General features: G+C 61.7%; 17 protein-coding genes. 7 read left to right on the plus strand and 10 right to left on the minus strand.

The genetic code is table 11. The annotated features are described in order from the left end of the window. The first annotated feature begins 35 nt into the window (after positions 1-35). Both paaZ and tynA read left to right on the plus strand, forming a co-directional pair. Positions 36-2081 carry a phenylacetic acid degradation bifunctional protein PaaZ gene (paaZ, locus tag OHJ17_RS14010; protein ID WP_020802307.1) on the plus strand — a complete coding sequence of 682 codons (2046 nt, stop codon included), beginning with the start codon at positions 36-38 and terminating at the stop codon, positions 2079-2081. 640 nt (positions 2082-2721) lie between these two features. Beyond that, positions 2722-4989 (plus strand): primary-amine oxidase, encoded by a 2268-nt coding sequence (gene tynA / locus OHJ17_RS14015; protein ID WP_032432975.1) that lies wholly within the window; start codon positions 2722-2724, stop codon positions 4987-4989. 2 nt (positions 4990-4991) lie between these two features. On the opposite strand, the gene OHJ17_RS14020 is transcribed toward tynA, so the two are convergent. From OHJ17_RS14020 to OHJ17_RS14050, 7 genes are all read right to left on the minus strand, one after another. Then, positions 4992-5975 (minus strand): zinc-dependent alcohol dehydrogenase family protein, encoded by a 984-nt coding sequence (locus tag OHJ17_RS14020; RefSeq protein WP_004224482.1) that lies wholly within the window; start codon positions 5973-5975, stop codon positions 4992-4994. Between the two features lie 22 nt (positions 5976-5997). Then, complete coding sequence (locus OHJ17_RS14025; protein WP_004224479.1) at positions 5998-6816, minus strand: phytanoyl-CoA dioxygenase family protein; 819 nt, start codon at positions 6814-6816, stop codon at positions 5998-6000. Between the two features lie 24 nt (positions 6817-6840). Continuing rightward, positions 6841-8013 carry an acetylornithine deacetylase gene (gene argE, locus OHJ17_RS14030; protein ID WP_023279025.1) on the minus strand — a complete coding sequence of 391 codons (1173 nt, stop codon included), beginning with the start codon at positions 8011-8013 and terminating at the stop codon, positions 6841-6843. Beyond that, the gene (locus OHJ17_RS14035) at positions 7991-8665 is read right to left on the minus strand and encodes a DUF1028 domain-containing protein (protein WP_032432974.1); all 675 of its coding nucleotides are present in this window, start codon (positions 8663-8665) and stop codon (positions 7991-7993) included. Before OHJ17_RS14035 ends, argE begins: the two co-directional genes overlap by 23 nt. Continuing rightward, the gene (locus OHJ17_RS14040) at positions 8662-9096 is read right to left on the minus strand and encodes a RidA family protein (RefSeq protein ID WP_004190423.1); all 435 of its coding nucleotides are present in this window, start codon (positions 9094-9096) and stop codon (positions 8662-8664) included. The genes OHJ17_RS14035 and OHJ17_RS14040 overlap by 4 nt, the downstream gene beginning before the upstream one ends. Before the next feature lie 24 nt (positions 9097-9120). Further along, entirely contained in the window at positions 9121-10380 is a 1260-nt protein-coding gene (locus OHJ17_RS14045) for a flavin-containing monooxygenase (protein WP_022065437.1), read from the minus strand. Between the two features lie 168 nt (positions 10381-10548). Then, a complete protein-coding gene (locus OHJ17_RS14050) occupies positions 10549-11463 on the minus strand; it encodes a LysR substrate-binding domain-containing protein (protein ID WP_004190428.1) in 915 nt (304 codons plus the stop codon). Between the two features lie 488 nt (positions 11464-11951). Between OHJ17_RS14050 and OHJ17_RS14055 the strand changes: the two genes are divergently transcribed. The 4 genes from OHJ17_RS14055 to OHJ17_RS14070 are packed head-to-tail and all read left to right on the plus strand — an operon-like array spanning position 11952 to position 15962. Beyond that, complete coding sequence (locus OHJ17_RS14055) at positions 11952-13472, plus strand: amino acid ABC transporter permease/ATP-binding protein (protein WP_004224471.1); 1521 nt, start codon at positions 11952-11954, stop codon at positions 13470-13472. A 26-nt stretch (positions 13473-13498) separates the two neighbouring features. Then, positions 13499-14371, plus strand: coding sequence for a phytanoyl-CoA dioxygenase family protein (locus OHJ17_RS14060; RefSeq protein WP_032432972.1), 873 nt, complete (start codon positions 13499-13501; stop codon positions 14369-14371). Positions 14372-14394: 23 nt separating this feature from the next. After that, positions 14395-15225 carry an ABC transporter substrate-binding protein gene (locus OHJ17_RS14065; RefSeq protein WP_008805135.1) on the plus strand — a complete coding sequence of 277 codons (831 nt, stop codon included), beginning with the start codon at positions 14395-14397 and terminating at the stop codon, positions 15223-15225. A 5-nt stretch (positions 15226-15230) separates the two neighbouring features. Beyond that, entirely contained in the window at positions 15231-15962 is a 732-nt protein-coding gene (locus OHJ17_RS14070; protein ID WP_023279027.1) for a class II aldolase and adducin N-terminal domain-containing protein, read from the plus strand. 17 nt (positions 15963-15979) lie between these two features. On the opposite strand, the gene OHJ17_RS14075 is transcribed toward OHJ17_RS14070, so the two are convergent. Beyond that, on the minus strand, positions 15980-16870 hold the full coding sequence (locus OHJ17_RS14075) for an oxidoreductase (RefSeq protein WP_009309007.1): 891 nt from the start codon (positions 16868-16870) through the stop codon (positions 15980-15982). A gap of 124 nt (positions 16871-16994) precedes the next feature. Then, entirely contained in the window at positions 16995-18494 is a 1500-nt protein-coding gene (locus tag OHJ17_RS14080; protein WP_032432970.1) for an aldehyde dehydrogenase family protein, read from the minus strand. A 235-nt stretch (positions 18495-18729) separates the two neighbouring features. Between OHJ17_RS14080 and feaR the strand changes: the two genes are divergently transcribed. Further along, positions 18730-19632, plus strand: coding sequence for a transcriptional regulator FeaR (gene feaR, locus OHJ17_RS14085; RefSeq protein WP_004151588.1), 903 nt, complete (start codon positions 18730-18732; stop codon positions 19630-19632). Here the strand turns inward: feaR and OHJ17_RS14090 are convergent, their stop codons facing one another. Further along, the gene (locus OHJ17_RS14090; RefSeq protein ID WP_002902522.1) at positions 19633-19956 is read right to left on the minus strand and encodes a YdbL family probable chaperone protein; all 324 of its coding nucleotides are present in this window, start codon (positions 19954-19956) and stop codon (positions 19633-19635) included. Positions 19957-19960: the final 4 nt, after the last annotated feature.

Consider the following 19960-nt stretch of genomic DNA (forward strand, 5'->3'; position numbering starts at 1 on the left):
ATAGATATCACACGTAACACATTTGGAGATTTGCGATGCAGCAGTTAGCCAGCTACTTATCCGGCGCCTGGCAGACCGGCCGGGGCCGCGCCCGTACTATCCATCACGCCATCACCGGCGCGGCGCTTTGGGAGGTGACCAGTGAAGGCCTGGATATGGCGCAGGCGCGCCGCTTCGCGATTGAGCGCGGTGGTAAAGCCCTGCAGGCGATGACCTTTATTGAACGCAGCGCGATGCTGAAAGCGGTGGCGAAACACCTGCTGGAGCAGAAAGACCAGTTCTACGCCATCTCCGCGCAAACCGGCGCCACTCGCGCCGACAGTTGGGTGGATATTGAAGGCGGTATCGGTACCCTTTTCACCTATGCCGGGCTCGGTAGTCGAGAATTACCGGACGATATCCTGTGGCCGGAAGACGAGCTCATCCCGCTCTCCAAACAGGGCGGTTTTGCCGCGCGTCATGTGCTGACATCAAAATCAGGCGTCGCCGTCCATATCAACGCCTTCAACTTCCCCTGCTGGGGAATGCTGGAAAAACTGGCGCCCACGTGGCTTGCCGGTATGCCGGCGATCATTAAACCGGCAACCGCTACCGCCCAGCTCACCCAGGCAATGGTGAAAGCGATTGTCGACAGCGGCCTGGTGCCGGAGGGCGCCATCAGCCTGATTTGCGGCGGCGCGGGCGATCTGCTCGACCACCTCGATAGCCAGGACGTGGTGACCTTTACCGGGTCAGCCGCCACCGGCCAGCAGCTACGGGCGCACCCTAACCTGGTAGCCAAATCCATTCCCTTTACCATGGAAGCAGATTCACTCAACTGCTGCGTGTTAGGCGAAGACGTCACTCCGGAGCAACCGGAATTCGCGCTGTTTATTCGGGAAGTGGTCCGCGAGATGACGGCGAAAGCCGGGCAAAAATGTACCGCTATCCGCAGAATCATTGTGCCACTGGCTCAGATTAATGCGGTTAGCGATGCACTGATCTCCCGCCTGCATAAAGTAACCGTCGGTGACCCTGCGCAGGAGGGCGTTAAGATGGGGGCCCTGGTTAATAGCGAACAGCGTCAGGACGTACAGGAGAGCGTCAATAAGCTGATAGCCGCTGGCTGCGAAGTACTGCTCGGTGGAGAGGCGGATCTCAGCGCGGCCGGCGCATTTTTCCCGCCGACCCTGTTGTACTGCTCACAGCCGGATGAAACGCCGGCGGTTCACGCCATTGAAGCTTTTGGTCCGGTGGCGACGCTGATGCCGTATCGTGACCGCCAGCATGCGCTGACGCTGGCGCGCGCCGGCGGCGGCAGTCTGGCGGGGACGCTGGTCACCGCCAGCGGCGAGCTGGCGCGCGAGTTTATCCTCGGCGCCGCCCGCGCCCATGGCCGTATTCAGATACTGAACGAGGCGTCCTCGGTCGAGTCAACCGGCCACGGTTCGCCGCTGCCGCAGCTGGTGCACGGCGGCCCCGGCCGCGCTGGCGGCGGAGAAGAGCTTGGCGGGCTGCGTTCGGTGAAACACTATATGCAGCGTACCGCGGTCCAGGGCAGCCCAACGATGCTGGCGACCATCGGTCAACAGTGGGTGCGCGGCGCCCAGGTGAACGAAGACCGTATTCACCCGTTCCGCAAATATTTCGAAGAGATTCAGCCTGGCGACAGCTTATTAACCCCGCGCCGAACCCTGACCGAAGCGGATATCGTTAACTTCGCCTGCCTGAGCGGCGATCATTTCTACGCGCACATGGACAAAATCGCCGCCGCCGAGTCGATTTTTGGCGAGCGGGTGGTCCACGGCTATTTCCTGATCTCCGCCGCGGCCGGGCTGTTCGTCGATGCCGGCGTCGGGCCGGTTATCGCCAACTACGGGATGGAAAACCTGCGCTTTATTGAGCCGGTCAAACCGGGCGACACCATTCAGGTTCGCCTCACCTGTAAGCGGAAAACGGTCAAACGTCAGCGCAGCGCCGATGAGAAAGCCACCGGCGTGGTGGAATGGGCGGTGGAGATTTTCAATCAGCACCAGCAGGCGGTGGCGCTGTATTCCATTCTGACCCTGGTGGCGCGTCAACAGGGAGATTTCCCGGCGTGATAGCGAAAAATAGACCGCTGACGCTCTGTTGGCCGACCCTGTAGCCATTGATACAGCAATCGGTTTGCAACGGTTTCGCCCCGGGAAGTCCTTTATGTTATCCGTGGCTTCAGCGCACATTGCGCTCCCGGTTAATCGTCTGCGTTATGCCTGGCATAGCGCAGGGAGCGCACAGGGGGCGGCCAGTCGCCGCCGCCCCCTGTACCCCCGGGCTCGGGCCAGCAAAATCGCCACTTCGTGGTGCCTTCGACTTTTCCCTGCAGGCTGCGGGTCGGGCCGAGGCAGCATCCCTGCAAAACACGGCCCTCAGCCCGCATCCATGCGGGCTGCCCCGGCCTTCCGGGAACGTCTCAGCGATTTTGAGGCCGCAACACCGGCAGTTTCAGCAAGAATGGTGAATAAATTAACGGCAGGCCGCACGGCCCCCAGGCCGGGTAAGGCGTCAGCCGCCACCCGGCAAAAAAATCAGCGCACGTTCTCAATGCCTCTGCGGAGGCATTTTTTACGTCCGTCTGGCAAAACTGACAAACAAGCTGGCAAAAGCAAACAAACGCCCCGGCGCCGCTGGCTGGTAGCTTAAGGGTAACAAAGCCGACATTCGCAGCGGCAAGAGACAACACAACAATAAGATGAGGTCACAATGGCAAACGGCTTGAAATTTTCTCCTCGTAAAACCGCGCTGGCGCTGGCCGTGGCGGTGGTTTGCGCCTGGCAATCACCGGTCTTCGCTCACGGTAGCGAAGCCCACATGGTACCGCTGGATAAAACGCTGCAGGAATTCGGCGCTGATGTGCAGTGGGATGACTACGCGCAAATGTTCACCCTGATAAAAGACGGCGCTTACGTCAAAGTAAAGCCCGGCGCCAAAACGGCGATCGTCAACGGTAAATCCCTTGACCTACCGGTGCCCGTGGTAATGAAGGAAGGTAAAGCCTGGGTTTCCGATACCTTTATCAACGATGTGTTCCAGTCCGGTCTCGATCAGACCTTCCAGGTGGAAAAGCGCCCGCACCCGTTAAACTCGCTCTCGGCGGCGGAAATCAGTGAAGCAGTGACCATTGTCAAAGCCGCGCCGGAGTTTCAGCCGAATACCCGCTTTACTGAGATTTCCTTACACGAGCCGGACAAGGCGGCGGTATGGGCCTTTGCCCTGCAGGGAACGCCGGTCGATGCTCCCCGCACCGCCGATGTGGTGATGCTTGATGGCAAACATGTCATTGAAGCCGTCGTCGATCTGCAAAACAAAAAAATCCTTTCCTGGACGCCGATCAAAGGCGCCCACGGGATGGTGCTGCTCGATGATTTTGTCAGCGTGCAGAACATCATCAATACCAGCAGCGAATTCGCTGAGGTGCTGAAAAAGCACGGTATTACCGATCCTGGCAAAGTGGTCACCACCCCGCTCACCGTTGGCTTTTTTGATGGCAAAGATGGCCTGCAGCAGGATGCGCGTCTGCTGAAGGTGGTCAGTTATCTGGATACCGGCGACGGCAACTACTGGGCGCACCCGATTGAAAACCTGGTGGCGGTGGTCGACCTTGAAGCGAAGAAAATCATCAAAATCGAAGAAGGTCCGGTGATCCCGGTACCGATGGAACCCCGTTCTTACGATGGCCGCGACCGCAACGCCCCGGCGGTGAAACCACTGGAGATAACCGAACCGGAAGGCAAAAACTACACGATCACCGGCGATACCATTCACTGGCGGAACTGGGATTTTCATCTGCGCCTGAACTCGCGCGTCGGGCCCATTCTCTCGACGGTGACTTACAACGATAACGGCACAAAACGCCAGGTGATGTATGAAGGTTCCCTCGGCGGGATGATCGTCCCCTACGGCGACCCGGACGTCGGCTGGTATTTCAAAGCCTATCTGGACTCCGGCGATTACGGCATGGGCACCCTAACATCGCCGATTGTTCGCGGTAAAGATGCGCCGTCAAATGCGGTACTGCTGGACGAAACTATCGCCGATTACACCGGCAAACCGACCACTATTCCAGGTGCGGTGGCCATATTCGAACGCTATGCCGGGCCGGAATATAAGCACCTGGAAATGGGCAAACCCAACGTCAGCACCGAACGCCGGGAGCTGGTGGTGCGCTGGATCAGCACCGTCGGCAACTACGACTATATCTTTGACTGGGTGTTCCACGACAACGGCACCATCGGTATCGATGCCGGCGCCACCGGGATTGAAGCGGTGAAAGGCGTGCTGGCGAAGACCATGCATGATCCCAGCGCCAAAGAGGATACCCGCTACGGAACGCTGATCGACCATAATATTGTCGGCACCACTCACCAGCACATCTATAACTTCCGCCTCGACCTCGATGTGGACGGCGAGAACAACACCCTGGTGGCGATGGACCCGGAAGTGAAGCCCAACACCGCCGGCGGCCCGCGCACCAGTACTATGCAGGTGAATCAGTACACGATTGACAGCGAGCAGAAAGCGGCGCAGAAATTCGACCCTGGCACCATTCGCCTGCTGAGCAACACCAGAAAAGAGAACCGCATGGGCAACCCGGTCTCATACCAGATTATCCCTTACGCCGGCGGCACGCACCCGGCGGCGACCGGCGCCAAATTCGCCCCGGACGAGTGGATATATCATCGCCTGAGCTTTATGGATAAACAGCTGTGGGTGACGCGCTACCACCCGACAGAGCGATATCCGGAAGGGGAATACCCGAACCGTTCCGCCCACGATACCGGCCTGGGCCAGTACGCGAAGGATGATGAGTCGCTGACTAACCACGATGACGTCGTGTGGATCACCACCGGCACCACCCACGTGGCGCGCGCCGAAGAGTGGCCGATCATGCCGACCGAGTGGGCGCAAGCGCTGCTCAAGCCGTGGAACTTCTTTGACGAAACCCCTACTCTGGGCGAAAAGAAAAAGTAATCTTAACCGGCGGTGAAATCCAGCAGGATCTTACCGCCTCTTCCCGGCTGGCCGGCGGCGGCAATCGCCGCCCGCCAGTCGTTCAACGCTATGCGCTGGGCCGGCGGCTGGGAGGTCGTCGGCAGGCGCTGCCAGATTTCGTCGAACGCTGCCCGCCACGCCGCTACGCTGAGTGTCGGCAGCGCCTCCCGCAGATGAAACTTGCGCACCGTCGCGCTACCGCGCGTCTGGGTCAGCGGCCGCCCGGATAACAGCCCATAGGAGATCAGGGTCGACGACCCGGGCAGCACCGACAGCAGCGTATTCGCCAGTTCGCCGCCCACCGCGTCAAACACCAGATCGCTGTGCTGGCTGACCTTCTCCATCAGCGCCCGGTCGGTATCGAGGATCGGATAGATCCCGGCCTGTTCCAGGCGCGCCCGATGCTGCGGCGAGCGAATAATCCCGCTCACCGAGCGGGCGCCCATCGCCAGCGCCCACTGCCCCAGCAGACTGGCGCAGGAGGACGATGCCGCGGTCAGCACGAGGTGTTTTCCGGCAACCGGCCAGCGCTTGAGCATCAGCATCGCCGTCAGCGGATTGATATACCCGCGGGCGGCCAGCAGATCGTCAACCGCCGGCGGCACCGGCACCAGCCAGGTCTCATCCAGATCGATAAACCGCTGCCAGGTGCCGCCCCCGCGCAGGGGCAGCACCCGCTGGCCCGCGGCCAGCCGGCTGCCGTATGGCGCGGCGACCACCTCGCCAAGGCCTTCATAGCCGGCGACGGCCGGCAGTCGGGTGCGGTGGCGATAGGCGCCGGTCACGGGGATCAGATCCGAAGGATTCACCGGGGCAAAGCGCATCCTGACCCGCACCCGTCCGCCCGCCAGCGGCGCCAGCGGCAGGCGTTTCAGGGTCAGCACGGCGGCCGGCGGCCCGTAGCGGTCATAAACAATGGCGTCGTTGAACATCGACTGGCTCCAGACAGCGAAAGGCGGGATCATAGCAGATCCCGCCGCCAGTGGCTCACGCCCGCGGCCAAACCTGGGGGAACAGCGGGGAATCCAGCGGGTCGCCGTCCCGCAGGGTCAGCTCGGGGAACGGTGGCGACGTCACGCCGCCGCGATCGGCAAACGAGGCGTCATCCCCCACCCAGCGGGCGGAGAAGACCCGTCGCGCCCGCGCGCCGGGGTTGCCGCGGGCGCCATGGACGGTGCGAAAATGGAAGGCCACCGCATCCCCCGGCTCCAGCGCCCAGCTGACGATATCGTATTCGTCCTCATGGGCGTCGATATCCGGCAGGGTGCTGAACCGGGTGTGCTCGTAAAGCTTAGTGCCATTGAAACGGGTAGGACTGAACTCCTCCTCCCAGCGATGCGACCCGCGAATGCAACGCAGCGAGGTGGCCTCCGCCACCGGGTCCAGCGGGATCCAGAAGCTGACGTTCTGCCTGCCGGAGACGCAATAGTAAGGCTGGTCATGATGCCAGGGAGTCACCGTGCTGCCTCCGGCCGGTTTGACCAGCGTATGTTCATGGAAAAATTTCGCCGTCTGCGACTGCATCAGCGCCGCCGCGATCTCGGCGGCCGCTGACTGAAAGACAAACTCGCTAAACGCCGGGATCCGCGACCAGTTGCAGTAGTCCTGAAAAAAAGGCGGCGAACCATCTTTGGGGATCACCGTGCGCGCATGACCATACTCGCTGGGGCTGGCCATCAGCGCCGTGACCCCTTCGGCGAGGCGCTCGACCCAGGGGGTAAAGACGCCTTTTAATAACACCGCGCCATCCGCCTGCCAGCGGTCGATGGTCGCTTGATCGATGTGGGGAGAGTGTTGATTGTGCATCGCTTGGGTTCCTGTGTTGAGGGATCAGGTGAGCGGTTCCGCCGGTTCGGCACGCATCCACGCGCAAAGCTGTCTCAGCATCGTCATACAGCGCTCGGTCTGCGCGATGCTGATGTACTCATCGGCCTTATGGCCCTGGGCCATGCTGCCCGGTCCGCAGACCAGGGTCGCGACGCCCATCTCATCGAACAGCCCTCCTTCGGTGCCGAACGCCACGGTGGAGAAGCGGTCGCTGCCGCACCACTGCGCCAGCCAGCGGGCGAAGTCGGACTGCGGATCGCTGAGCAGCGGCGGATAGTGGCTTAACAGCTGGAACTGGATGTCGCTCCCGCTGCCTACCCGGCGCATCTCCGGCAGCAGCTGGCGATGGGCGTAGGCCGCCAGCGCCTCGGTGACCGCTTCGGGACGCATCCCCGGCAGGTAGCGGATCTCAAAATCAAAGCGGCAGGACTGCGGAACAATGTTCAGCGCGGCCCCACCCTGAATGGTGCCCACCTGCAGCGTGCTGAAGGGCGGCGAAAAGCGGCTGTCCTGCTGCCGGGCCAGACGCACGCCCAGCCGATCCAGGTGGTTGATCAGTCTCGCCGCGTAGCGGATGGCGTTCACCCCCTGCGGGGCATAGGCCGAATGGCAGGCCTGCCCCTCGATGCAGCAGCGCATGGCCAGTTTGCCTTTATGACCGAACACCGGCTGCATCTCTGTCGGCTCGCCGATGAGGCACAGCGCCGGTTTCTCCGGCGAGGCCTGCAGAAAATCCACCAGGCTGCGCACGCCGAGACAGCCGACCTCTTCGTCATAGGAGAAGGCCAGATGCAGTGGCATGCGCAGCGGCGCCGCCAGAAAGTCATCCACTGCCGCCAGCACGCAGGCGAGAAACCCCTTCATATCGGCGCTGCCGCGGCCATAGTAGCGGCCATCGCGCTCGGTGAGGCTGAAAGGCGGAACGCTCCAGGCCTGGCCGTCCACCGGGACCACGTCGGTGTGGCCCGAGAGCATCACCCCACCGCCGCCGGACGGCCCCAGCCGGGCGTAGAGATTGGCCTTACCGCCCGACGGGTCATAAAAGCGGCGGGACGCCACGCCGCGGGCAGCGAGAAAATCGGCGATCCAGTCGATCATCGCCAGGTTCGAATGGCGGCTGGTGGTGTCAAAAGCCAGCAGCGCGGCGAGGATGTTATTCATCGCCGGGGACGCCATAGGCGGGCGCATCGCGAGGGTCGAGCGCCCGGGTAATATAGGCGTCCATTTGCGGCTCCCAGGCCAGCCACAGTTGCTCAAGGGCCGCCAGCGGATCCTTCTCCGCCCAGTCAATACGCAGATCGACCACCGGCCACGGGTAATCGTCCACCACCTTCACCGCCGCCGAGTGGACCGGGCCGGCCTCGCCCCCGGCGGCAATCCCCGCGCGCAGCCCGGCCAGCAGCCGGCTGGCCAGTTCACCGCTCGCCGTCTCGAAGGCGGCCACCATCGCGGCGATCACCTCGTGACTGGCCAGCATGTTGCCCGCCGCCACGCAGTTATCTCCCGCCAGGGTGCCACCGATCCCGAGAGTATGTTCTCCGCTGAACGCCGCCACTTCACCGTTGGCATCAATCGCCGCGACCTGGCGATATTCGCGGAAGCGGTCCTCCGCCAGGGCCAGGTTCAGAGCCTGCTCAACGGAGGCCCCCGCCTCAAGCGCACCAAGAATATGCGGCCCCAGCGACGGTAAGGTTATGTTCTGACTGGCGACTGCGCCGACGCCAGGCAATAGCCACGGACAGCGCGATCCCACGGCCATGCTCGACGAACTAATGGCAATGCCCAGCTGACCTGATTCCGGGCAGCGGGCGCTAATAGAGAGAGTCATTCTGCTGCCTCCCCCTGCCAGTCGTCAGGGATCACCGCCGTAACGTCAATCTCCATCAGCCACTGCGGCTGCGCGAGGGCCGACACCACCACCCCGGTGGAGATGGGAAAGACGCCTTTTAACCATTTGCCCACCTCCTGATAGACCGGCTCGCGATAGCGGGGATCGATCAGATAAGTGGTGGTCTTGACGATATGCGAGAGGTCGCTTCCCGCCTCTTTCAGCAACTGTTCAACATTCTTCATCGCCTGCTCCGCCTGCGCCCGCGGGTCGCCGAGGCCAATCAGATTGCCGGCGAAATCGGTGCCAACCTGGCCGCGAACGTAGACGGTATTGCCGGCCCGCACCGCCTGGCACAGATCGTTGTTCAGCGCCTGGTTCGGGTAGGTCTCTTTGGTGTTAAACATGCGAATACGGGTATGAGTTGGCATCAAAGCACTCCTTAAGGAAAACGGTTAACAGGACGGCTGGTAACGCTGGTACTGGCGCTGAATGGCGATCTGATCGGCAATATATTTGGCATCGTGCCAGACGCCCCAGATAAAGGTGGACCCGCGCCGCGAGAGCCAAGGCAAGCCGAGGAAATAGACGCCCGGCTCCGTCGACACGCCGCGATGATGCTGTGGCCGCTGTGCATCATCGAAAGCGTTGACCTTCAGCCAGCGATAGTCGGTGGTGTAGCCCGTCGCCCAGATGATGGTGCCGATCCCGGCCTCCGCCAGATTGAGACTGAGCAGCGGGTCGGTAACGCAGGCCGGATCGGGCAGAAATTCGCGGGCGGAGGGCTCTTCGGGCAGGTCCATGCCGTTGCGGGCCACCCACGCGTCCGCGGCGTCGAGCAGCGCAAGGTAGGAGGCATCGCCGCGGCGGATATTCTCCGCCAGGTCGTGGTGAAACAGTGCTTTGTCACCGTCAAAGCCGCGGGTCTGCCCCACTAACGTGACCCCCTGATGCGCCAGCTGGCGAAAATCGACGGTATGGCCGCCGCGCGCGCCGCTCACCGCGATAGTGACATGCTCTTTACCCGGCGCATTGGCCGCGGCATCCCACATTCCCAGCACCCCGAGCCACCAGCAAAAATCGCGCTGACGATAGCGACGCGGCGGGCGGTCGTGCGCTCCCACCGACAGCCACACCGCGCGTCCGGCTCGCTGTAGCTCATCGGCAATCTGCACGCCGGAGGAGCCTGCGCCAATCACCAGCACACCGCCCTCCGGTAGCTGCTGCGGGTTAAAATAGTGCGCGGAGTGGAGCTGCTGAATAGCCTGACTCTGTGGGGCGATGGCCGGGATCACTGGCCGCTGAAACGGCCCGGTGGCCGCTACGATCCGCTGCGCTTCAATCACCCCCTGCGAGGTGTCGATACGAAAGCCCGGCCGTCCGACGAGGCGTTCGGCGCTGAAAACCTCCACCCCGGTACGGATCGGCGCATTGAAGCTGCGGGCATAGGCGGCAAAATAGTCTGCCACCTGCTCTTTGCCGACAAAGCTGTCTGCCGGGCAGTCCGGGAACACCATGCCCGGGAACCGATCGTGCCAGGCCGGGCCGTTGGCGACCAGCGAATCCCAGCGTCCGCTGCGCCAGGCCTGGGCAATACCCTGCTTTTCCAGCACCAGGTGGGGGATATCCAGCCGGGTCAGATGCTCGCTCATGGCGACGCCCGCCTGCCCCGCGCCCACCACCAGGGTATCGATCTCGGTAATCTGTTCAGTCATTTCGCTATCCTTCAAGCACAGTTGCCGACGACGTCGCCGGAATTGACGGCTTTCAGGTTATTTAACTGTGACGAATTGGTAAAATATTATAAAACGATCGACTGAATAGAATTTTACGAGGCTGAGTGACGACAAAAAATAAGGCCTGCCGGATCGACAGGCGTTATTTCAGGCGTGAGTTGGGGTTAATTCGATGCTGCGACAATAATCCATAAACAGTTGCGTCGGCCGCGTGGGCTCATTATTCGCGAGATGCGCCATAATTAAGGTCGAGGCGGGCATCTCGTCGGCAATATCCCGCTGCACCACTCTTTCACCATCGTAGGTCATATCGCAGCAGGGCCGGGTGACCAGCACCGAAAAACCCAACCCCTGACCCACCATACAGCGCACCATTTCAATGGAGGGGGAACTGTAAGCCACTTCCGGGTGATAACCCTTTTCCTTAAAGATGGAGATAAAATAATTTTTACTGGGGACCGCATCGAGGAGGATCATCGGCTCGCGGCTCAGCTCCTGCAGCGTCACCTGCGCCTTCTGCGCCAGCGGATGCGCGGCGGGCAGCAGCGCGTAGGGTTTATGTGGGGCATTGAGCCGCTCTTTATTGATCGAATGGCCGAGCTCCAGATCGTAAACCAGCGCCAGGTCGAAGCGGCCGCGGTGCAGGCCATGCATCAGCTCATGCTGTTCGCCGTCGTACAGATGCAGGGTGATTTCCGGATAGCATTTCTTAAACCCGGCCACCAGCTTCGGCATATACAGCGGAGCCACCGATTCGAAGCAACCGATGGAGATCATGCCAGAAACCAGCTCTTTATCCGCTCGCGAATTCTGTTCGAACTCCCAGGACAGGCGCAGCAGCTCTTTCGCTTTATCGTAGATCCGCCGACCGCTGGAGGTGAGCGAAACGCCCTGCGCATGGTGGCGAATAAACAGCTGCTGGTCGAAGGTGCTCTCCAGATTCTTGATGGCAATCGAAATCGACGGCTGCGCAATGTGCAGCTGGCGGGAGGCCTCGGCGATACTCTCCGTCTCCACCACGGTGACGAAATATTTGAGCTGCTTCAGGGTAAATCGGTTCATAGCATCACCATTGATAAAATATGGTCCGGCGCACACGGGGAATAGTTTTCCTCTAAGTCCCAAGCAATCCGCGTGCCACCCCCGGAAAAGAGCGGCGCATTGCCCGACAAGGGGCGACAATATTTATTATTGCTCTACGCCCGCGTGGTTTATTTCCGCCATTGCACCATCATGCGCCACGCTGCACGCCAGACTGGCAGCGCCTGCCCCAGTTTCGCGCAAAATAACCTGTCTGCGCAAAATAGCGTTATTGAATTACAGTCATTGTTTTTAAATTGTTTGCGCAAAGTATCTTAACAATCACTTTAAATTCCATATCGTTAATATCTCTGTATAGTTTTTTTAAACTTAAAGACCAAAAATTTACTAATTGCCTCTGAAAGCATCCTGCCAGCATAGTGTATTCGCACGATGAATACCGGTGGCTCCCCATTACGGCACAGCCGAGCCACTTTCATTTTTGATAATTATGACGAGTGAAATAGCCCATGACGTTTAACTGGAACTACATGTTAAGCCTGCTCAGCGATGCCGATTTTTGGTGGGCCACCTGGACCGTCATTAAATTAAGTCTGCTGACCTGGGGCTGCAGTATTGTGCTCGGATTTATTCTGGCGCTGGCCAAACAGTCGCCGCGCGGCTGGTTATCCACCCCAGCCCGGCTGTATATCTGGTTATTTCGCAGTATGCCGCTGCTGGTCCTGCTGATTTTTGTCTACAACATGCCGCAGGCGCTGCCCTCCTTCGCCCCGGTGCTGAACGATCCCTTCTGGGCCGGCCTGCTGGCGATGGTCCTCAGCGAAGCGGCTTATATCGCCGAGATCCACCGCGGCGGATTGCTCTCCATCCCTCGCGGGCAGAGCGAAGCCGCACGGGCCCTGGGGTTGCGCTACGCCGGGATCCAGTGGCGGGTGATCATCCCCCAGGCGCTGCGCGTCGCCCTGCCGGCGCTGGCCAATGAATATATCGCCATCGTGAAGCTCAGTTCGCTGGTGTCGGTGATCTCCCTGACCGAAATATTGATGGTCGGCCAGCAGCTCTACTCGCAGAACTTTCTGGTCATGGAGACGATGACGGCCGTGGCGTTTTATTACATCTTTATCGTCACGGTGTTCGATTTTCTGCTGAAACGGCTGGAGAACTACCTTGACGTGACCCAGCGCAATACCGCTCGTCCGGTAGATGCCGAGATGCAGCGGCTGGCCAGCGCCCGCCGCCCGGCGATGGCGCGCAGCGTCGCCCAGAGTCATGAGCCGGCGCTGCAGGCCTCTAAGCTGCATAAGGCCTACAACAACGTCGAAGTGCTGGGGGCGGTGAGCCTGCAGATCCAGCCCGGCGAGGTGGTCTCGGTCATCGGTCCGTCAGGCTCGGGGAAAACCACCCTCATTCGCCTGCTGAACGGTCTTGAGCAGATCGATAACGGCGAAATTCAGATTAACGGCCAACCCTTTATTCACCTCGACCGTCAGGGGCAGCAGAAGCCGCGCTTTATGGAGAATGCCGAACATCGCCTGAACATCGGCATGGTGTTCCAGAGCTTTAACCTGTTCCCGCATCTGACCGTGTTCGGCAATCTGCTGCTGGCCCCGCGCTATCACCATCTGGCAAGTGACGCGGAGCTCCGCCAGCACGCCTGCGAACTGCTGCACAAAGTGGGCATGCTGGAGCACGCCTGGAAGTATCCGCACCAGCTCTCCGGCGGACAGCAGCAGCGGGTGGCGATCGCCCGCGCCCTGATGATGCGTCCGCAGATCATGCTGTTCGATGAGCCCACCTCGGCGCTGGATCCGGAAAAAGTGAATGAAGTGCTGCAGGTTATCGAATCCCTGGCCCACGAAGGCATCACCATGGTCATCGTCACCCACGAGATGAACTTCGCCTTCAAAGTGTCCGACCGGATCGTGTTTATGGAGAAAGGCCGGGTGGTGTGCGATGACACGCCGCAGGCGATGCGTAGCGGGCAACACCCGCGGGTCGAGGCCTTTCTCAAAGATGTTTCTCTGGCTTAACTATCGGAACGTGAAGAGGAAAAACTATGATTGCGCAGTGGCAAATTGATCAGTTTCATCAGCAGGGTTTTCTGGTGGTCGAAGAGGTGCTTTCCAGCGCCGACATCGCCGCCCTGCAGAGCGATTTCGACGGCTGGGTCGAGGAGAGCCGCGGTCACGCGACGGTGTGGGGAGAAACCCTCGACGGGCGGCCGCGCTTCGATATCGAGCGCGATCATGCTCCTGACCATCCGTCGCTGCGCCGGGTCGCCTCCCCGACGGAGATCTCCGAGGCCTATCACCATACTGCGCTGAACTCACGGATGGCGACCATCGCCGCGCAGCTGATCGGCGGCAGCGGCACCCGCTTTCATCACAGCAAAATTAACTCCAAGCTGCCGCACACCGCCACCGAGGTGAAATGGCATCAGGATTTCCTTTTCACCCCACACAGCAATGACGACATCATCACCGCCCTGCTGATGGTCAGCGAGGTGACGCCAGAGAATGGTCCGCTCAACGTGGTGCCGGGCAGTCATCAGGGGCCGCTGTGGTCCCACTGGCAGGAGGGGCGCTTCACGGGGGCGGTGGATGATGAGGTGGTGGCGACGCACTGCCAGCAGCCGCAGGCCTGTTTTGGCCCGGCGGGCTCAGTCTGCTTTATGCATACCCGCCTGCTGCACGCCTCCAGCCCCAACGAGACCGCCCTGCCGCGCACCCTGTTCATCAGCGTCTACGCCGCGGAGGATGCGCTACCCTACGGCGAAAACCCGCTGCCGAGCCGCCATGCCGGCCAACTGGTCGCGGGAGAAGAGAGCGGTCTGGTGCGCAGCACCAATAACCAGCTTCGTCTGCCGCAGAAGCCGCGCGGCGCTTCGTTTTTTGTTCAGCAGGCCGGCGCCGATCGCGCCAGCATGTAATTTGCCCACACTCCGGAGGTTTTATGACACGCATTTTCGCACCACGCCCGCTGACCCTGCTGCTCTGCGCAGCGGCTGCTCTGACATCCTTTAGCGCACTGGCCTTTCAGCAAAGCGGTAAGATCACCGCCGGTTCGGACATGACCTTTTTTCCTTACGAGTACATGGAAAACAATAAGCCAGCCGGTTTTGACATCGAGCTGCTCGATGGTCTGGCGAAGACTATGGGCCGTGAAGCAGTGAATATCGATACCCGCTTCCCCAACCTGATCCCCGGGCTGCAGGGCGGGCGCTTCGATATCACCAACTCGTCGATGTACATTACCGCCGAACGCCTGAAGGTGATCGATATGGTGCCGTACCTGAAAAGTGGGGAAGCGATCCTCGCCCGCAAAGGCGGCGACTACCAGCCTAAGACGCCGGAAGACTTCTGCGGGCATAAAATCGGCTCGATGGGCGCCACCTCGTGGCTGGCGCAATTGCAGAAGCTTTCCGCCGACTACTGCGTGAAGAAGGGGTTGAAGCCGATTGCGCTGAGCGTTTATACCACCGACCCGCAGACCACCCAGGCGCTGTTGTCGCGCGCGGTGGATGCGCAGATCACCGACGCCGCCGTGGCGCGCGGGGTGGTGGAAAAACTGGGTGACCGGGTGGTTATCTCCTCTGACACGCTGATCTATCCGGTGCTGAACGGCTTTGGCGTTAAAAAAGGCAATACTGAGGTGAAAACCGCCCTCGAAGAGGCGCTGAAAAAATACAGCGCGACGCCGGAATATGCCGCCCTGCTGAAGAAATATCACTTCCAGGCGCCGACGGCGGACGATCTGCAGACCCTGATGCCGAAAGCGGAGTAATGCCCATGCGCGATTCCGATGAAGAGCAGATCCGCATCGACCTGGCGGCCACCTTTCGCATCATTGCCCATCTTGGCATGCATGAGGCGGTGGCCAACCATTTCAGCGCCGCGCTCTCCGCCGACGGGAAAACGTTTTTACTCAACCCGAAGTGGAAACACTTTTCGCGCATCCGCGCCAGCGATCTGCTGGTGCTGAACGCCGATGATGAACGTTGCGCCGCGCGCCCTGACGTCGATGCCACCGCGTGGGCCATCCACGGGCAGATCCATCAGCGACTGCCCGACGTGCGGGTGGTGCTGCATCTGCACCCGGTGTACACCACCAGCCTCGCCTGTCTGGCGACGCCGCAGATCCTGCCTATCGACCAGAACACGGCCCGCTATTTTAACCGGGTCGCCGTCGATACCCTGTACGGCGGGATGGCGGACACCGCGGCAGAAGGCGCCCGGCTGGCGGGGCTGCTGGCGGATAAACGCCGTCTGCTGATGGGCAACCATGGGGTGCTGGTGACCGCCCCGACCATCGGCGAAGCGTTCGACGATATCTGGACCCTGGAGCGCGCCTGTCAGATCCTGATCACCGCCTGGTCAACCGGCCAGCCGCTGAAGGTGCTGTCAGACGCGGTGGCGGAAAAAACCGCCCAGGACTGGGAGAAGATTGCCGATTTCTCCAGGCAGCACTTTGCCGAGATGAAGCAGTTGATGATCGACCTCGATCCCTCCCTGGTGGACTAACCCCGCGCCAGCCCGGGTCAGCCCGGGCCGTCGCTGGCCGCCGCCAGCAGCGGCACGATGATATCGCTGAGCGGCGTCGGAATGCCGTGCTGACGCCCGCGACGCTGCACCACGCCGTTACGAATATCCCACTCCAGCGGTCGGCCATTGAGGCGATCGATCAGAATAGAGGTGCTTAAGTCGGCAGGCGCCCGATGAAAGCCGGCGATAATCTCCTCCGGCACGTTGTCGCTCAGGGCGGCCCCTTCCGCCCGCGCCACCTGTAGGCATTCGCGCAGATAAGCCAGTCCGAGGGCAGTGATGTCCTCCCGGGCGAACATCCCGGCGCGGCGTCCGGTCAGCACCATCAGTCCGGCAACCGCGTTCTGCAACAGTTTGCGCCAGGCCACGGTGGTAAAATCAGCCGCCAGGTCCACCGCGCAGCGGGTTCCCGCCAGCGCCTGCTGCACCCGCTCTGCCCCCGGCAGATCCGGCAGCGTCAGGCGCGGCGTGGCGCGCAACCAGACAGAGGCATCGGCATCGCGCTGGGCCGGGAACCAGACCACCGACGGCAGCACCGTCGCGCCGCCGGTCAAGGGGGCAAACTGCTGGCGCTGCTCAACGCCGTTTTGCAGCACGCACACCACGGTGTCAGGGGAACACAGGGCCGTCAGCCAGGGGGCGATGGCCTCCGTCTGGGTGGTTTTCACCGCGACAAAGACCAGGTCGAAGGGGGCGGCTATCGCCATCGGGTCGGTGTGCACCGGGCCGGGCACCACGATCTCACCCTCGTCAGTGCGCAGCACCAGCGCCGAATGCGCGGTACGCCCGCAGACCATCGGCGCCCTCCCCCTCTCAAACAGGGCGGCGGCAATCGTGGTGCCGATGGCGCCGGGACCAATTAGCGCAACCTTAGGAAATGCTGTCATGCCGAAGACCTCCTGATGATTCACCGCCCAGATTAGGCAAAGATTGCCCTCCACAGTAGCGAGAAAGACCGGAAGTCGGCAAGGGGCGCGTCGGGAAAAGCCTTTCGCCTTCCCCGACGGAGGGCTAGTAGCGCACGCAGACGGATTTGGTTTCGCACCAGCCGTCGAGCCAGTCAGGGCCGAAATCGCGGCCGGTTCCAGACTGCTTCATGCCGCCGAAAGGCAGGTTGGCGTCAATCAGGGTATGGCTGTTGACCCATACCGTTCCCGCCTGCAGACGGTCGGTGTAGTTCAGGGCCTGGGTCAGATCGCGGGTCCAGACGCTGGCGGTCAGACCAAAATCGCTGTCGTTGGCCAGGCGCAGCGCCTCCTCGCCATCGGCCACTCGCACCAGGTTCACCACCGGGCCAAAAACCTCCTCACGGCTGAGACGCAGTCCGGCGTCGGGGTTTACCACCAGCGTCGGCGGAATATAGTACCCTCCCGCATCTGGTCCGGCGCTGCCGCTGATAATCTCTGCCTTCTGCTGGCGAGCCTCTTCGAGGTAGGCCGCCACCTTGTCGCAGTGGGCCCGGGAGACCACCGGGTTGATCTGCGCCGTCTCCTGCATCCCCGGCCCCACCTGCAGCGATTTCACCGCCTGCTCGAAGCCGCTGACCAGGGTATCAAACAGCGGCGCTTCGATGTAGATCCGCGAGCTGGCGGCGCAGACCTGCCCCTGATTGAGGAAGCTTCCGGTCATCAGCCCCTCAATAACCCACTGGGGGTCGGCGTCTTTGAGCACAATCGCCGGATTCTTGCCACCCAGCTCCAGCGTCACGCGGGTCAGGCGGTCGGCAGCCACGCGGGCAATCTGTTTCCCGGTCGCCGTCGAGCCGGTAAAGCTAACCTTCGCCACCTGCGGATGGGCGGTCAGCGCCGCGCCGCAGCCGGCGCCGCTGCCGGTGACCACGTTGAACACCCCGTCAGGAACGCCCGCCTGGGTCGCCAGCTCCGCCACCCGCAGCAGGGTCAGCGGGGTGGTTTCCGAGGGTTTGATGACGATCGAACAGCCCGCCGCCAGGGCCGGCATGACCTTCCACATGCCGATCATCAGCGGGAAATTCCACGGGACGATGCCCGCCACCACCCCGACCGGCTCTTTTTTGGTCCACGCCTGGTAACGCGCCCCTTGCGGGAACGGGATCGAAACGTCCAGCGTCCGGCCGCTGATCTTGGTGGTCAGCCCCGCGGTGTAGCGCATCCAGTTCAGGGTGCAGCCGACCTCAAAGGCGCGGGAGATGGCAATGGATTTCCCCTGCTCGAGGGTTTCCAGTTGCGCCAGCTCTTCGCCGTGCTGCTCCACCAGATCGGCAAAACGCAGCAGGATGCGTTCACGGTCAGCCGGGGTGCGCCCGGCCCAGCGGCGATCGACAAAAGCGCGCCAGGCGGACATCACCGCCCGGTCGACATCCGCCGGGCTGGCGTCGGCGGTGGTGGCAATCGCCTGCCCGGTGGCCGGATCCCAGACGGTTAACCGGTTTTCGCTCTGCGCGGCGCAGGGGGCGCCGTCGATATACAGGCCATGCTGACGGTCTAAAAACTGCTGGACGCTGGCAAGCAGCGCTATCTGTGAGGTGGACATACCCTTTCCTTATTCATCGCGGATAGTGCTTTCAGTCTATGTCTGGTTGGCGGTTGGCGCTTTTTTCTCTGTGACATTCGTTTGCGCCGCTGTGACAGTCGCCGCAATTCCGTCGTCTGCCCTCGCAGAAATGTGCCGCGGGTAATAGTTCTTTCATATACCCGCCATCGCGCCCTTGCCTGAGGCGACACAAATGCAACAATGCGGAAACATTGTTATTACAGGAGAAGGGCGAATGATGACCACGGCAGAGGGAGGGCTGGCGTATCAGCGCTGGCTGGCGACGATCAATCAGGTCTGCGGCCATTTCGCCGCCCGGCCGTTGGAGGAGAGTTTCCACGGCGAGATTGACGCCCGCTACGCCGGCAGCCTCAAGGTCAGTACCGTCACCGCCGCCGGCGTCAATCTCTACCGCACGCGCAATGAGATAAAACGCGATAACGACGCCTGGTTCTATACCGTGTTTCAGCTCGCCGGCGAAGCCATCCTCGAACAGGACGATCGCCAGGTGACGCTGGCGGCAGGCGATATCACGTTAATCGACGCCGCCCGCCCATGCTCCATCGTCTGGCAGCAGACCTCGCGTCAGGCCTCGCTGCTGCTGCCGCGCCAGCGGGTGGCGCCCACAGGGGACATCACTACCGCCTGCCGGCTGGACAAATCTCTGCCAATGGTCCAGCTCAGCCAGCGACTGCTGCTGGAAAGCATGGGCGGCACGACGCTCTCCGCCAGCGAGAGCGAAGCCGCGCTGGAGGCGATCGCCTGCCTGTTGCGCCCGGTGCTGCATCAGCGCGATCCTGCCCCTTCCCGGCGGGAAAAGCAGTTTCAGAAGATTATTGCGTTAATCGATGCGTCCATTCAGTCGGAGCATCTGCGTCCGGAGTGGCTGGCCAGCGAGACGGGCATGTCGGTACGCAGCCTGTACCGGCTGTTTGCCGATCAGGGGCTGGTGGTGGCGCAGTATATTAAGAACCGGCGGTTGGATCTGTGTGCCCAGGCGTTACAGAACGTCCATGACGATGAAAAGCTGGCGGGGATCGGCTACCGCTGGGGCTTCAGCGACCACAGCCATTTCTCCACCGCCTTTAAGCAGCGCTTTGGCGTCACCCCGGGGGAATACCGCAAGCGCTGTCGCTAATTATTTGCGCAGCCACTGGCCGTTCAATCCCTGGACGTACTCCCCGGGCTGCGCGCGGGCCACCAGCTTCTGCCCGGCCATTTTCGCCACTTCATCCACCGGCAGATTGTTGTCATCCGCCAGCTGCTGGTAGCTTTCGCTGCGCGCGGCGTTAATCTGCTTTACCAGCGCCAGCGTCTCTTTATCCTGACGCAGCGGCGCGAGATAGCCGTTCAGCGTCTCCCCCACTCGTCCCTGCTGGCGCGCTTCGCTCAGGGTCAACGCCAGCGCGGGCGCGCTGAGTAAAGCCAGCGTCAGCGCCGCGGTTAACAGTCGTTTTCTCATCGTC

The sequence above is a fragment of the Klebsiella sp. KP20-425-1 genome (genome assembly GCF_025813515.1).
Lineage (GTDB): Bacteria > Pseudomonadota > Gammaproteobacteria > Enterobacterales > Enterobacteriaceae > Klebsiella > Klebsiella pneumoniae.

What these genes read in the sequence shown, in the direction of transcription:
- paaZ (WP_020802307.1), top strand. Translation starts at nt 36, where the DNA reads ATGCAGCAGTTAGCCAGCTACTTATCCGGCGCCTGGCAGACCGGCCGG.
- tynA (WP_032432975.1), top strand. Translation starts at nt 2,722, where the DNA reads ATGGCAAACGGCTTGAAATTTTCTCCTCGTAAAACCGCGCTGGCGCTG.
- OHJ17_RS14020 (WP_004224482.1), bottom strand. Translation starts at nt 5,975, where the DNA reads ATGATCCCGCCTTTCGCTGTCTGGAGCCAGTCGATGTTCAACGACGCC.
- OHJ17_RS14025 (WP_004224479.1), bottom strand. Translation starts at nt 6,816, where the DNA reads ATGCACAATCAACACTCTCCCCACATCGATCAAGCGACCATCGACCGC.
- argE (WP_023279025.1), bottom strand. Translation starts at nt 8,013, where the DNA reads ATGGCGTCCCCGGCGATGAATAACATCCTCGCCGCGCTGCTGGCTTTT.
- OHJ17_RS14035 (WP_032432974.1), bottom strand. Translation starts at nt 8,665, where the DNA reads ATGACTCTCTCTATTAGCGCCCGCTGCCCGGAATCAGGTCAGCTGGGC.
- OHJ17_RS14040 (WP_004190423.1), bottom strand. Translation starts at nt 9,096, where the DNA reads ATGCCAACTCATACCCGTATTCGCATGTTTAACACCAAAGAGACCTAC.
- OHJ17_RS14045 (WP_022065437.1), bottom strand. Translation starts at nt 10,380, where the DNA reads ATGACTGAACAGATTACCGAGATCGATACCCTGGTGGTGGGCGCGGGG.
- OHJ17_RS14050 (WP_004190428.1), bottom strand. Translation starts at nt 11,463, where the DNA reads ATGAACCGATTTACCCTGAAGCAGCTCAAATATTTCGTCACCGTGGTG.
- OHJ17_RS14055 (WP_004224471.1), top strand. Translation starts at nt 11,952, where the DNA reads ATGACGTTTAACTGGAACTACATGTTAAGCCTGCTCAGCGATGCCGAT.
- OHJ17_RS14060 (WP_032432972.1), top strand. Translation starts at nt 13,499, where the DNA reads ATGATTGCGCAGTGGCAAATTGATCAGTTTCATCAGCAGGGTTTTCTG.
- OHJ17_RS14065 (WP_008805135.1), top strand. Translation starts at nt 14,395, where the DNA reads ATGACACGCATTTTCGCACCACGCCCGCTGACCCTGCTGCTCTGCGCA.
- OHJ17_RS14070 (WP_023279027.1), top strand. Translation starts at nt 15,231, where the DNA reads ATGCGCGATTCCGATGAAGAGCAGATCCGCATCGACCTGGCGGCCACC.
- OHJ17_RS14075 (WP_009309007.1), bottom strand. Translation starts at nt 16,870, where the DNA reads ATGACAGCATTTCCTAAGGTTGCGCTAATTGGTCCCGGCGCCATCGGC.
- OHJ17_RS14080 (WP_032432970.1), bottom strand. Translation starts at nt 18,494, where the DNA reads ATGTCCACCTCACAGATAGCGCTGCTTGCCAGCGTCCAGCAGTTTTTA.
- feaR (WP_004151588.1), top strand. Translation starts at nt 18,730, where the DNA reads ATGATGACCACGGCAGAGGGAGGGCTGGCGTATCAGCGCTGGCTGGCG.
- OHJ17_RS14090 (WP_002902522.1), bottom strand. Translation starts at nt 19,956, where the DNA reads ATGAGAAAACGACTGTTAACCGCGGCGCTGACGCTGGCTTTACTCAGC.